Origin of the sequence: Streptomyces sp. NPDC002044 (genome assembly GCF_040296725.1) — a bacterium.
In the GTDB taxonomy this organism is placed as follows: Bacteria; Actinomycetota; Actinomycetes; order Streptomycetales; family Streptomycetaceae; genus Streptomyces; species Streptomyces antarcticus.
Genome location: NZ_JBEOXU010000037.1, coordinates 1 through 12,944 on the forward strand (window position 1 = coordinate 1; position 12,944 = coordinate 12,944).

General features: G+C 71.7%; 9 protein-coding genes. 5 read left to right on the top strand and 4 right to left on the bottom strand.

The annotated features are described in order from the left end of the window. Nucleotides 1–149: 149 nt before the first annotated feature. Nucleotides 150–3,692, bottom strand: a complete 3,543-nt coding sequence (gene dnaE, locus ABT106_RS12615) for a DNA polymerase III subunit alpha (RefSeq protein ID WP_351275853.1) — start codon at nucleotides 3,690–3,692, stop codon at nucleotides 150–152. 183 nt (nucleotides 3,693–3,875) lie between these two features. On the opposite strand from dnaE, the gene ABT106_RS12620 reads away from it, so the two are divergent. From ABT106_RS12620 to ABT106_RS12635, 4 genes are all read left to right on the top strand, one after another. Then, the gene (locus ABT106_RS12620; protein ID WP_351275855.1) at nucleotides 3,876–5,201 is read left to right on the top strand and encodes a DUF2252 domain-containing protein; all 1,326 of its coding nucleotides are present in this window, start codon (nucleotides 3,876–3,878) and stop codon (nucleotides 5,199–5,201) included. Between the two features lie 59 nt (nucleotides 5,202–5,260). After that, the gene (locus ABT106_RS12625) at nucleotides 5,261–5,950 is read left to right on the top strand and encodes a hypothetical protein (RefSeq protein ID WP_351275857.1); all 690 of its coding nucleotides are present in this window, start codon (nucleotides 5,261–5,263) and stop codon (nucleotides 5,948–5,950) included. Between the two features lie 45 nt (nucleotides 5,951–5,995). Next, nucleotides 5,996–6,790 (top strand): DsbA family protein, encoded by a 795-nt coding sequence (locus ABT106_RS12630; RefSeq protein WP_351275859.1) that lies wholly within the window; start codon nucleotides 5,996–5,998, stop codon nucleotides 6,788–6,790. Between the two features lie 96 nt (nucleotides 6,791–6,886). Beyond that, nucleotides 6,887–8,560, top strand: coding sequence for an alkaline phosphatase D family protein (locus ABT106_RS12635; RefSeq protein ID WP_351275861.1), 1,674 nt, complete (start codon nucleotides 6,887–6,889; stop codon nucleotides 8,558–8,560). 65 nt (nucleotides 8,561–8,625) lie between these two features. On the opposite strand, the gene ABT106_RS12640 is transcribed toward ABT106_RS12635, so the two are convergent. Next, nucleotides 8,626–9,195 carry a dienelactone hydrolase family protein gene (locus ABT106_RS12640; RefSeq protein ID WP_351275863.1) on the bottom strand — a complete coding sequence of 190 codons (570 nt, stop codon included), beginning with the start codon at nucleotides 9,193–9,195 and terminating at the stop codon, nucleotides 8,626–8,628. A 55-nt stretch (nucleotides 9,196–9,250) separates the two neighbouring features. Between ABT106_RS12640 and ABT106_RS12645 the strand changes: the two genes are divergently transcribed. After that, a complete protein-coding gene (locus ABT106_RS12645; protein ID WP_351275921.1) occupies nucleotides 9,251–10,333 on the top strand; it encodes a mechanosensitive ion channel family protein in 1,083 nt (360 codons plus the stop codon). Nucleotides 10,334–10,389: 56 nt separating this feature from the next. Here the strand turns inward: ABT106_RS12645 and ABT106_RS12650 are convergent, their stop codons facing one another. Next, entirely contained in the window at nucleotides 10,390–11,778 is a 1,389-nt protein-coding gene (locus tag ABT106_RS12650) for a sensor histidine kinase (protein WP_351275865.1), read from the bottom strand. Continuing rightward, entirely contained in the window at nucleotides 11,775–12,506 is a 732-nt protein-coding gene (locus ABT106_RS12655; protein WP_351275867.1) for a response regulator transcription factor, read from the bottom strand. Before ABT106_RS12655 ends, ABT106_RS12650 begins: the two co-directional genes overlap by 4 nt. Nucleotides 12,507–12,944: the final 438 nt, after the last annotated feature.

The window sequence follows — 12,944 nt, forward strand, 5'->3', positions numbered from 1 at the left end:
GCCCTCCGCCCTCCCCATCTCCACAAAAAAAAACACCAAATTATCCCCCACCACCCCGCGCGGGGGGGCCCCCCCCCGGGGGGGGGGGGCGGGGGGGGCCCCCGCCCGGCATCGCCGGGCGGGCCCCTCCGCATGCGGGGAGAGCGTCCCTATCCGGCCAGGCAGGACGGTCCGAGCAGCACCTTGAGGTCGCCGAACAGCGCCGGGTCGGGCTTGACCCGGTGCCTGTCGAGCCGCAGGACCGTGGTCGAGCGCGGACCCTGGAGCTTGATCCGCACCTCGGTGTTGCCGTGGTGGTGGCGCAGGATCTCGCCCAGCCGGGTCACCATCGGCGGCGTGACCTTGACGGTGGGGATGGTGAGGACGACGGGCGCGTTGGTGCCGGCCGAGGAGACGTCGGGGACCATCATCTCCATCGCGACAAGGCGCGGGACGTCCTCGCGCTTGTCGAGGCGGCCCTTGACGAAGACGACGGTGTCCTCGACCAGCTGGGTGGAGACGAGCTGGTAGGTCGCGGGGAAGAACATGCACTCGATGGAGCCGGCCAGGTCCTCGACGGTGGCGATGGCCCAGGCGTTGCCCTGTTTGGTCATCTTGCGCTGGAGGCCCGAGATGATGCCGCCGATGGTGACGACCGCGCCGTCGGAGTGCTCGCCGCCGGTCAGCTGGGAGATGCCGGCGTCCGTCTTGTCGGACAGCACGTGTTCCAGGCCGAAGAGCGGGTGGTCGGAGACGTAGAGGCCGAGCATCTCGCGCTCCTGGGCGAGCAGGTAGGACTTCTCCCACTCGACGTCGGAGAAGACGACGTCGAGCCCGAAGCCCGGCTCGTCGCCCGCGCCCTCGTCGCCCATCGCGCCGAAGAGGTCGAACTGTCCCTCGGCCTCCTTGCGCTTGACCGCCACCACGTTGTCGATCATCGGTTCGTGGTGGGCGACGAGGCCCTTGCGGGTGTGGCCCATCTCGTCGAAGGCGCCGGCCTTGATCAGCGACTCGACGGTCCGCTTGTTGCAGACCACGGCCTCGACCTTGTCCAGGAAGTCGGGGAAGGAGGCGTACTTCCCCTTCGCCTTGCGGCTCTTGATGATCGATTCCACGACGTTCGTGCCGACGTTGCGGACGGCGGTGAGGCCGAAGAGGATCACGTCGTCGCCCTGGGCGGCGAAGTTCGGCTCGGACTCGTTCACGTTCGGCGGCAGGACCTTGATGCCCATGCGCCGGCACTCGTTGAGGTAGATCGCGGACTTGTCCTTGTCGTCCTTGACCGAGGTGAGCAGGCCGGCCATGTACTCGGCCGGGAAGTTCGCCTTCAGGTAGGCGGTCCAGTAGGAGACCAGTCCGTAGGCGGCCGAGTGGGCCTTGTTGAAGGCGTAGCCGGCGAAGGGGACCAGGACGTCCCACAGGGCCTGGATGGCCTTGTCGTTGTAGCCGTTCTTCCGGGCGCCCTCCTGGAAGATCGTGAAGTTCTTCGCCAGTTCCTCGGGCTTCTTCTTGCCCATCACGCGGCGCAGGATGTCGGCCTCGCCGAGCGAGTACCCGGCGATGATCTGGGCGGCCTTCTGCACCTGCTCCTGGTAGACGATCAGGCCGTAGGTGACCGCCAGCACCTCTTCGAGGGGCTTCTCCAGGTCCGGGTGGATCGGGGTGATCTCCTGCTGCTTGTTCTTGCGCAGGGCGTAGTTCGTGTGCGAGTTCATGCCCATCGGGCCCGGCCGGTACAGGGCCGAGACGGCGGAGATGTCCTCGAAGTTGTCGGGCTTCATCAGGCGCAGCAGGGAGCGCATGGGCCCGCCGTCGAACTGGAAGACGCCGAGGGTGTCGCCGCGGCCGAGCAGTTCGAAGGTCTTGGGGTCGTCGAGCGGGAGGCCGAGGAGATCGATGTCGATCCCCTTGTTGGCCTTCACCATCTTGACGGCGTCGTCCATGATCGTGAGGTTGCGCAGGCCGAGGAAGTCCATCTTCAGCAGGCCGAGCGACTCGCAGCTCGGGTAGTCCCACTGGGTGATGGTGACGCCGTCGGAGTGCCGCACCCAGACGGGCACGTGGTCGGTGATCGTCTCGCTGGACATGATCACGCCGGCGGCGTGCACGCCCATCTGCCGGACCAGGCCCTCCACGCCGCGGGCGGTGTCGATGACCTTCTTCACGTCCGGCTCGTTCTCGTACATCCCGCGGAGCTCGCCGGCCTCGCCGTAGCGGGGGTGCGCCGGGTCGAGGATGCCGGAGAGCGGGATGCCCTTGCCGAGGACGTCGGCGGGCATGGCCTTGGTGAGCCGGTCGCCCATGGCGTACGGGTAGCCCAGGACGCGCGCGGAGTCCTTGATCGCGTTCTTGGCCTTGATGGTGCCGTACGTGCCGATCATGGCGACCTTGTCGGCGCCGTACTTCTCGGTCACGTACCGGATCACCTCGACGCGCCTGCGCTCGTCGAAGTCGATGTCGACATCGGGCATGGAGACGCGCTCGGGGTTCAGGAAGCGTTCGAAGATCAGGCCGTGGGTGATCGGGTCGAGGTCGGTGATGCCCATGGCGTACGCGACGATCGAGCCGGCCGCGGAGCCGCGGCCCGGGCCCACCGCGATGCCCTGGTTCTTGGCCCACATGATGAAGTCGGCGACCACGAGGAAGTAGCCGGGGAAGCCCATCGAGATGATCGTGTCCATCTCGTACTCGGCCTGCTTCATCCGGTCGTCCGGGATGCCCCCCGGATAGCGGCGGTCCATGCCGCGCATGGTCTCCGCGCGGAACCAGGTGACCTCGGTGTAGCCGTCCGGTATGTCGAACTTCGGCATCAGGTTCCGGAACTGGAACATGCCCTCGGTGTCGACCTGCTCGGCGACGAGGCGGGTGTTGGCGCAGCCCTCCTGCCAGGCGTCCGAGGAGTCGATGGCGTACATCTCCTGCGCGGACTTCAGGTAGTAGCCGGTGCCGTCGAAGCGGAAGCGGTCCGGGTCGGAGAGGTTCTTGCCGGTCTGGATGCAGAGCAGGGCGTCGTGGGCGCCCGCCTCGCTGGCGTAGGTGTAATGCGAGTCGTTCGTCACCAGCGGCGGGATGCCGAGCTTCCTGCCGATCTCCAGGAGCCCGTCGCGGACCCGGCGCTCGATCTCGATGCCGTGGTCCATCAGCTCCAGGAAGTACCGGTCCTTGCCGAAGATGTCCTGGTACTCGGAGGCGGCCTTGACGGCCTCGTCGAACTGGCCGAGGCGCAGCCGGGTCTGGAGCTCGCCGGAGGGGCAGCCGGTGGAGGCGATGAGCCCCTCGGACCACTTGGCGATGGTCTCCTTGTCCATGCGCGGCCACTTCGTGAGCCAGCCCTCGGCGTACGCGTCGGAGGACAGCCGGAAGAGGTTGTTCAGGCCGGTGGCGTTCGCCGCCCAGATCGTCTTGTGGGTGTAGCCGCCGGAGCCGGAGACGTCGTCGCGCTTCTGGTGCGGCTGGCCCCACTGGATGCGGCGCTTGTTGCGCCGGGACTCGGGGGCGACGTACGCCTCTATGCCGATGATCGGCGTGATGCCGGACTTCTTCGCGGTGTGGAAGAAGTCATAGGCCCCGTGCAGGTTGCCGTGGTCCGACATCGCGATGTGGGACATGCCCATCTCGTTGCACGCGTTGAACATGTCCTTCAGCCGCGCGGCACCGTCCAGCAGGGAGTACTGGGTGTGGACGTGCAGGTGCGTGAACGGCTGCTTGGTCACGGTGGGGATCCTCCGGAGGGGAGAGAGGGGGGCGGCTACGAATTCTACGTCTCCCGGGTGACAGCCCGCGGGCACCGACGGGTACGGTCGTCCGTTGCAGAACCAGGGCCCCCGGTCCTGCCCAGCACGGTCAGCACAGCGCTCCACCCGCGCTCCACCCCGCGCCACCAGGAGGCATCCGCCATGGCGGTTCCCGAGACGACCGACGCACAGCGTGCCGAGCGGATACTCGACGTGTTCGACACCGCGTTCGGCGAGCTCCTCACAGCCGACCCGGCTGCCTTCCAGGTCAAATTCCGGAAGATGGCGGCCTCGGCGTTCGCCTTCTACCGCGGTACGGCCTGCCTCTTCTACGCGGACCTGGAGCAGGACGGGCAGGGCGGCCCGTACGTGGACGAGCGCACCGGCCGGGTGTGGATCCACGGCGATCTGCACGCCGAGAACTTCGGCACGTACATGGACTCCAACGGCCGGCTGGTCTTCAACGTCAACGACTTCGACGAGGCGTACGTCGGCCCCTTCACCTGGGACCTGAAGCGGTTCGCGGCCTCCGTGGCGCTGATCGGCTACACCAAGGCGCTCAGCGACGGGCAGATCGGCGATCTGGTGCGCACGTACGCCGGTGCCTACCGGGAGCGCGTCCACCGCCTGGCCGCCGGGGCCAAGTACGAGGAGGTGCCCTCCTTCACCCTGGACACCGCCGACGGCCCGCTGCTGGGCGCCCTGCGCGCGGCCCGCGCGCGCACCCGCTTCTCGCTGCTGGACTCGATGACGGAGATCCGGGACTTCGAGCGGCGTTTCGCACCCGGCCCGGGCACCATCGAGCTGGACGCGGCCACGCGCTACAAGGTGCTGGACGCCTTCGACGGCTACCTGGAGACCCTGCCCGACGAGTCCCTGGTCCGGCCCGACTCCTACCGGGTCAAGGACGTGGTGGGCCGCCGGGGCGTCGGCATCGGCTCGGCCGGCCTGCCCTCCTACAACATCCTGCTGGAGGGGCACAGCGACGCCCTGGAGAACGACGTCGTGATCTACCTCAAGCAGGCCCAGACCCCGGCGGTCTCCCGGCACGTCACCGACCGGGCCGTCCGCGACTACTTCCACCACGAGGGTCACCGCACGGTGATCTCCCAGCGGGCCCTGCAGGCGCACGCCGACCCGTGGCTGGGCTGGACGGAGCTGGACGGCTCCGGGCAGCTGGTGGCGGAGGTCTCCCCGTACGCGGTGGACCTGGACTGGTCGGACCTGGACGACCCGGAGGAGATCGCCGCCGTCGTCGCGGACCTCGGCCGGGCCACGGCGACCATGCACGGGGCGGCCGACGAGGCGGAGAGCGGCCACTCCCTGGTCCCGTTCTCGACCGAGCGGGCCATCGACGCGGCCATCGCGGCCGACGAGGAGGGCTTCGCGGAACTGCTGGTGGAGTTCGCCCACGCGTACGGCGCCCGGGCCCGCGCCGACCACCAGATCTTCGTGGACCTCTTCCGCAACGGGCGGCTCATGCCGTGAGCCGGGGGAGCCGGGCCCGGGGGCCCGGCTCCACAGGCTCTCGTGGCACACTCGCGACGATGGACATATCAGGGGCAGGACTCCGGGGGCTGCGGGCGGCGCTGTTCAGCGCGCTCGTCGTGCTGCTCTCGGCGGGTTCGCACGTCCTGATGTCCCGGGTACCGCTGCCGGCCCCGCTGCTGGCGGGGGCCTTCGCCGCCGTCTTCGTGATCGCGTACGCGCTGGCCGGGCGCCGTCGGGCCTTCGGGCCCATCGCCGGGCTGCTCGTACCGCTGGAGCTGGCCGCCGACACCGTCTTCACCGCCGGACAGCACCTCTGCTACGGCCCCGCGGGCGGACCGGTCTCCGGGCCGCTGCGCGCGATGGGCCTGGACGCGCTGTGCGGCGGCGCCCCGGTGGGCGGGCCGCTGACCGAGGTGGCCGGGCCCGTCGCCGATCCGGCGGCGCTGCTGGCCTCGCCCGGGCCGTGGACGCCCTGGCTGCTGCTCGCGGCGCACGTGTCGGTCGGGCTGGTGGCCGCCGGGTGGCTGCACTGCGGCGAGCGGGCGCTGGCCCAGCTGCTGCGGGCGGTGGCGGTCTGCGCCTTCCGGCCGCTGCTGCTGGCGGTGGCCCCGGTGGCGGCGGCCCCGGGGGCAGCGCGGCGCGTGCTGCGCTCGGTCCTTCCGGGCGCGGGGGCCCTCACCCGGTTCCCCGCCCACTCCGTGGGACGGCGGGGGCCGCCCGTGCCCGGCGCGCTCGCGCGCGCCTGACGCAGGTACGACACCCCCGTCACGTCGCATTCCACGGAGATCATCATGAGTTCACGCAACAGCCAGGCGAACAAGGCGGCGGCCCGCGAGCGGCTCCGCGCCGAGCGCGAGGCCCAGGCGAAGAAGGACAAGGTGCGCCGCCAGCTGGTCGTGGGCGGCGCCGTCCTCGCCGTCCTCGCCATAGCCGGCGGCATCGGCTACGCGGTCGTCCAGTCCAGCAAGCCCGGCTACTGGGAGAACGCCGCGAAGGCCGACCTGATCAAGCCGAAGAACACCGAGGGCGAGGACGGCACCACGGTCGTCGTCGGCAAGCCCGAGGCGAAGAAGACCCTGGAGCTGTACGAGGACTCCCGCTGCCCGGCCTGCGCCTCGTTCGAGCAGGCCGTCGGCGGGCAGGTCAAGAAGGACGTCGACGCAGGCAAGTACAAGCTCCGCTACTTCGGCGCCACCTTCATCGACAACGCGGTCAAGGGCGAGGGCTCGAAGAACGCGCTGAGCGCCCTGGGCGCGGCGCTGAACGTCAGCCCGGAGGCGTTCCTCGACTACAAGGCGGCGCTCTACTCCAAGGAACTGCACCCCGAGGAGACCGTCGACAGCTTCGCCAAGGACGCCTACCTGCTGAAGGTCGCCGACACGGTGCCGGCGCTCAAGGGCAACGCCGAGTTCAAGAAGGCCGTCGAGGACGGCACCTACGACCGGTGGGCGCTGACGATGTCCGACGCGTTCGGCAAGTCGGGCGTGACGGGTACCCCGACGCTGAAGATGGACGGCAAGAAGATCGAGACCCCGGGGACCGCCGACGCGTTCACCGCGGCGATCGACAAGGCCCTCGCAGGCTGATTTCGGCCAACGGGTGGGCGGACTCCGGGAGTTCGCCCGCTCTTTGCGTTCCGGGGGATGTACGCAGGGTCATACCCGCCAGTAACATGATCATCCGTGACCAGTCATCTCCCGTCCCCCGCGCCCTCTTCCCCGGGCGTACCCGCTCCGCGCCGCCGCACGGTCGTGCTGGCCGCGGCCGCCACCGCCGCACTCGCGCCGATCGCCTCGCTGGGCGCCCCGGCGGCCCACGCCTCCCAGAGCGCGCCCGCGTTCCTCCACGGCGTCGCCTCCGGCGACCCGCTGCCCGACGGGGTCCTGCTGTGGACCCGCGTCACCCCCACCGCCGAGGCCGTGCCCGGCTCCGGACTCGGCCCCGCCGTGCGGGTGGGCTGGGAGGTGGCCTCGGACAAGACCTTCTCCCGGATCGTCGCCTCCGGCGCCGTCACCGCGAGCGCCGCCTCCGACCACACGGTCAAGGTGGACGTGCGCGGCCTGAGCCCGCAGACCCCGTACTGGTACCGGTTCTCCGCCGGCACCGCCGTCTCCCCGCCCGGCCGCACCCTGACCACCCCGGCCGCCGGGACGACGACCGCCGGGGTCCGCTTCGGCGTGGTCTCCTGCGCGAACTGGGAGTCCGGCTACTTCTCCGCCTACCGCCACCTCGCCGCCCGCGCCGACCTGGACGCGGTCCTGCACCTGGGCGACTACCTCTACGAGTACGCCACGGGGAGCTACCCGGAGGCCAGGTACACCGTCCGCCCGCACGAGCCGCGGCACGAGATCGTCTCGCTCGCCGACTACCGCACCCGGCACGGGAAGTACAAGACCGACCCCGACCTCCAGGCGCTGCACCAGGCGCACCCGGTCGTCGCGATCTGGGACGACCACGAGTTCGCCAACGACGCCTGGGCGGGCGGCGCGGAGAACCACACCCCGGGCGCCGAGGGCGAGTGGGCGGCCCGCGCGGCCGCCGCCAAGCAGGCGTACTTCGAGTGGATGCCCGTACGCGCCTCCATCGCCGGCACCGTCTACCGGCGGCTGCGCTTCGGCACCCTCGCCGACCTGCACCTCCTCGACCTGCGGTCCTTCCGCTCGCAGCAGGTCAAGGTCGGCAGCGGCTCGGTCGACGACCCCGAACGCACCCTCACGGGCCGGGCCCAGCTGGACTGGCTCAAGGCGGGCCTGGCGGGCTCGGACGCGACCTGGAAGCTGGTCGGCACCTCCGTGATGATCTCCCCGGTGGCCTTCGGCTCGCTGCCCGCGCACCTGCTCAAGCCGCTCGCCAAGCTGCTGGGCCTGCCCGAGGGCGGCCTCGCCGTCAACGTGGACCAGTGGGACGGCTACACGGACGACCGCAAGGAGCTGCTGGGCCACCTGAAGGACCGGAACGTCAGGAACACCGTGTTCCTGACCGGCGACATCCACATGGCGTGGGCGAACGAGGTCCCGGTGAACATGGCGACCTACCCGGGCTCGGGGACGGCCGCGACCGAGTTCGTGGTCACCTCCGTGACCTCGGACAACCTGGACGACATCCTGCACGTTCCGGCGGACACCGCCTCGCTGGTCGCCGAGTCGGCGGTCAAGGCCGCCAACTGGCACGTGAAGTGGCTCGACATGGACGCGCACGGCTACGGCGTGCTCGACGTGACGGCGGAGCGCTCGCAGATGGACTACTACGTGCTCTCCGACAAGCGCCGGCCGGACGCCTCGGCCGCGTGGTCGCGCTCGTACCGGACCCTGAGCGGGACCCAGACGGTGCAGCGGGTGCACCAGCCGGTGCGCTGACCGGCCCGCCGGGCGTGCGGTGGCGGCGGGGCGCCCGGTGCGGGCCGCCCCGCCGCCACCGTGTCCTACAGGGTGTCGAGGAAGCCGATCGCGACCTTCCAGGTCTGCTCGGCGGCCTCGGCGTCGTAGTCGTCCAGGCCCGCGTCCGTGAACAGGTGCCCGGCGCCCGGGTAGCTGTGGACCTCCACGTCCGCCCCCGCCCGCCGCATCCGCAGGTACCAGGCCGTCAGCCAGTCGTGCGGCTCGAACGGGTCCGGGTCGGCGATGTGCAGCTGTACGGGCAGCTCGTCGGCCGAGGCGTCCGCCTCCAGGTCCGCCGTCCCGTGCAGGAGCAGCAGCCCGCGCGCCTTCTCGTCGGCCAGGGCCAGGTGCTGGGCGATCGAGCCGCCGAAGGAGAACCCCGCGTAGACCAGGCCCCGGTCGGAGAAGGGGGCGGAGGCCAGCACCGCGCGCTTGAGCAGCTCGTCCCGGCCGATCTCCTCCTGGTGTGCCATGCCCTCCTCGACGGTTCCGAAGGTGCGCCCCTCGAAGAGGTCCGGCACCTGGACCTCGTGCCCGGCCGCGCGCAGCCGGTCGGCCGCCTCGTGGACGGCGGGCCGCAACCCGTACGTCGAATGGAAAAGCATGATGTTCATGACTCCATCGTGCCAGTTTCCGGAGACGGCTTCCGGTTACGTTCACGTCATGGAGATGGAGACCTTGCTACGCCCTCTGATCGTCATCGGCGGCTCGCTGCTGATCACCCTGCTCGCCGGGTGGCTGCTCGACCGGCTGCTGCGACGCGTCGACCGACGGCACCCGGAGACCCCCCTGTGGGGGCTGCTGCGGCGCTGCAGGGTGCCGTTCCAGGTCGTGCTGTGCACCGCGCTGCTCCGGGGTTCCTACCGGTCCGCGGGGCTCCTTCCCGAGTCCGCGTTCTACATCGGGCGGATCCTCACCCTGGTGACGATCGCCTCCGCGGCCTGGCTGGCCGTGCGCATCGCGACGGCCGCGGTCGACTCCACGTACGCCCGCTACGCCTCGGTGGCCCAGGACGACGCCCGGGTCCGCCGCGTGCGCACGCAGGTGACCCTGATCCAGCGGGTGGTCACGGCGGTGGTGGTCGTGGTCGCGCTGGCGGCCATGCTGCTGACCTTCCCGCCGATGAAGGCCGTCGGCACCTCGATGCTGGCCTCCGCCGGCGTCCTCGGCATCGTGGCGGGCATCGCCGCGCAGTCCGCCCTGGGCAACCTCTTCGCCGGCCTGCAGATCGCCTTCGGCGACACCGTCCGCATCGGCGACACGGTGGTCGTCGACAAGGAGTGGGGCACGGTCGAGGAGATCACCCTGACCTTCCTGACCGTCCGCACCTGGGACGAGCGCCGGATCACGATGCCGGTCTCCTACTTCACGAGCAAGCCGTACGAGAACTGGTCGCGCGGCGGCGCCCAGATGACCGGCACCGTCTTCTGGCACCTCGACCACAGCGCGCCGGTCGACCTCATGCGGGAGCGGCTCCAGGACCTCGTGAAGGAGATCCCCGAGTGGGACGGCCGCGGCGTCGGTCTGGCGGTGACCGACACCACCCCGAACACCGTGCAGGTCCGCGCGGTCGTCACCGCGAAGAACGCCGACGACGTCTGGACCGTGCGGTGCGCGGTCCGCGAGCAGATGATCGCCTGGCTCGTCGCCTCCCACCCGTACGCCCTGCCCCGCGTCACGACCTCCGAGGCCGCCGCCGTCCCGGGCGCCCGGGCCGCGACCGCCGAGACCCCGGGAGCCGCCGGCGCCTGAGGCGGGGGCCGGGGCGGGCACCGCTCTCCCGTGCCCGCCCCGGCCGCCGCCCCGCCTCAGAACGTCAGCCGGAACAGCGCCCCGCCGCCCGGGGCCGGTTCCGCCACCAGTTCCGCGCCGTGGGCCCGCGCGATCTGCCGGGCCATCGCCAGGCCGAGCCCCGACCCCGGCAGCGCCCGCGCGGCGCCGGCCCGGTAGAACCGGTCGAAGACGTACGGCAGGTCCTGCGGCGCGATCCCCCGCCCGTGGTCCCGCACCGTCACCTCCGGTCCGCCGGACGGCACGGTCAGCTCGACCTCCACCGGCAGCCCCGGCGGGCTGAACTTCGCCGCGTTGTCCAGCAGGTTCCCCAGCAGCCGGCTCAGCCGCGCCGGCACCCCGGGGACGACCGCCGCCTCCGCCGGCGCCTCCACCCGTACGCGCACCGGGACCGCCGGCCAGTGCGCCCGCGCCACCTCCGCGCAGTGCTCCACCAGCGGCCCCAGCCGGACCTGCTCCACCAGCGGCCGCGGCTCCTCGTCCCGGGCCAGCTCGATCAGATCGTTGACCAGGCCGGTCACCTCCCGGAGCTGACGCCCCAGCGCGGCCGAGGCGCGCTCCCGCTGCTCCGGGGTCAGCCGGTCGGCGCGGGCCAGCAGCTCCGCGTTGGTCCGCAGGGCCGTCAGCGGGGTCCGCAGCTCGTGCGAGGCGTCCGCGACGAGCCGGCGCTGCGCGGTGACGGACTGCTCCAGTTCCCCGAGCATCGTGTTGAAGCTCCCGGCCAGCCGGGTGATCTCGTCCTCCCGCCCCGGCGGCGGAAGTTCGATCCGGTGCCGCGGGTCCCGGGTGGCGGCGATCCGCTCGGCGGTCGCGGTGAGCCGGGTGACGGGGGCCAGCCCGGTCCGCGACACCCAGTACCCCAGTACCGCGGCGAGGAGCACCCCGGCCGCCGCCGTCAGGACGAGCCACCAGGCGGCCTCCTCGATGCCGTCCTCGACGGTGTCGGCCCGCAGCGCGACCTGGAGCGCCCGGCCCCGGGCGTAGTCGGTGGTGAGCATCCGGGCGGGATGACCGGAGACGGTGATGTGGGTGTAGTACGGGGCCCTGCGCCCCGCCGCGACCTCCCGCGCCGCCGGCGCCACCGGCAGCAGCCCCGGTGTGCGGGGGTCCTTGGCCGGGTCGGCGGGCACCACCTCGGCGCACGCGGGAGCGGCCAGGAACCGGCACTCCCCGGCGAGGGTGCCCGGCGCGGCCCCCGGCTCCCGCTGGGCGGCGAGCCGGGCCGACTGCGTCAGGCTCAGGTCGAGCTGCTGGTAGAGGGCGGACCGTACGACGAAGAACGCGGCCGCGCACACCACCACGGCCACGAACGCCACGGCCGCGGTCACCGCCAGCGCCAGCCGGGTGCGCAGCGGCCGCCTGCGGCGCCAGGCCGCCCCGAGCCGGCGCCGGCCGCCGCCGCTCACGCGAGGTCCAGCCGGTAGCCGACCCCGTGCACGGTGTGGACCAGCCGGGGCTCGCCGCCGGCCTCCAGCTTCCGGCGCAGGTAGCCCACGTACACCGCGAGGGAGTTGGAGTCCGGCCCGAAGTCCCGCCCCCACACCAGCTCCAGGATCAGCTCGCGCGGGAGCACCTGGCCGGGGTGGCGCAGCAGCAGTTCCAGGAGCGCGGCCTCGGTCCGGCTGAACTCCAGCGGCCGCCCGCCGCGGCGCCCGGTGCGGGTCGCGAGGTCCAGGACCAGGTCGGCGAAGCCCGGGCAGGCGGCGCCCGCGGGCTCGGGCGCGGCCCGGCGCAGCAGCGCCCGTACCCGCGCGACCAGCTCGTCGAGCGCGAACGGCTTGACGAGGTAGTCGTCGGCTCCGGCGTCCAGCCCGTCGACGCGTTCGCTGACGGAGTCCAGCGCGGTGAGCACCAGGACGGGGGTCCGGTCGCCCATCGCGCGCAGCTGCCGGCAGACGCCGAGTCCGTCGAGGACGGGCATCATCACGTCCAGGACGAGGGCGTCGGGCTCCCAGGCCGCGACCTGCGAGAGGGCGTCCAGGCCGTCGGCCGCGCCCCGTACCTCGTACCCCTCGACGGCCAGCCCGTCCTGGACGGCCGCCCGCACCTCGGGCTCGTCGTCCACGACGAGGATCCGCTGCCGGTCCGCGCCGCCGGTACCACCCGTGTCACCCGTACTGCCCGTGGAGCTCATGGGGCAAAGCCTGCCAAACCCGTCTGAGAGAACCTCTTAGAACGTTCTTAAGCCAGGGGTGAGAGTCGCCTCAGGAAGCGGCATTGCGAAGCCCCTGCACCGCAAGGGATCCGGCTCCCCACCGTCCATGACAGTCTAGGAAGATCCGGCGTGTGCTGCCTCGGGTGGCTCCCCGATTGGCTCCCCCAAGTACCGCCGACGACGTTCAGGCGTCGGGGCGGTTCCACACCTGGAGGCCGCCGCCCTCCCAGGTGAGTGGCACGACCTCGCTCAGGTCTACGTCCTCCAGGTCGGCGGGACGCAGAAACTCGGCGACACCCAGGGGGGCGCTCGCCCGAGGTCCGCGTCCATGCCGCGTGCACGGTGACCTTCCGGCCTCCCACCGGGAGACCGGATGCACGATGATTTTCCGTCTGGTCCAACACGCCCCCAGCCTGC

What these genes read in the sequence shown, in the direction of transcription:
- ABT106_RS12620 (WP_351275855.1), top strand. Translation starts at nt 3,876, where the DNA reads ATGGCGGTTCCCGAGACGACCGACGCACAGCGTGCCGAGCGGATACTC.
- ABT106_RS12625 (WP_351275857.1), top strand. Translation starts at nt 5,261, where the DNA reads ATGGACATATCAGGGGCAGGACTCCGGGGGCTGCGGGCGGCGCTGTTC.
- ABT106_RS12630 (WP_351275859.1), top strand. Translation starts at nt 5,996, where the DNA reads ATGAGTTCACGCAACAGCCAGGCGAACAAGGCGGCGGCCCGCGAGCGG.
- ABT106_RS12640 (WP_351275863.1), bottom strand. Translation starts at nt 9,195, where the DNA reads ATGAACATCATGCTTTTCCATTCGACGTACGGGTTGCGGCCCGCCGTC.
- ABT106_RS12645 (WP_351275921.1), top strand. Translation starts at nt 9,251, where the DNA reads ATGGAGACCTTGCTACGCCCTCTGATCGTCATCGGCGGCTCGCTGCTG.
- ABT106_RS12655 (WP_351275867.1), bottom strand. Translation starts at nt 12,506, where the DNA reads ATGAGCTCCACGGGCAGTACGGGTGACACGGGTGGTACCGGCGGCGCG.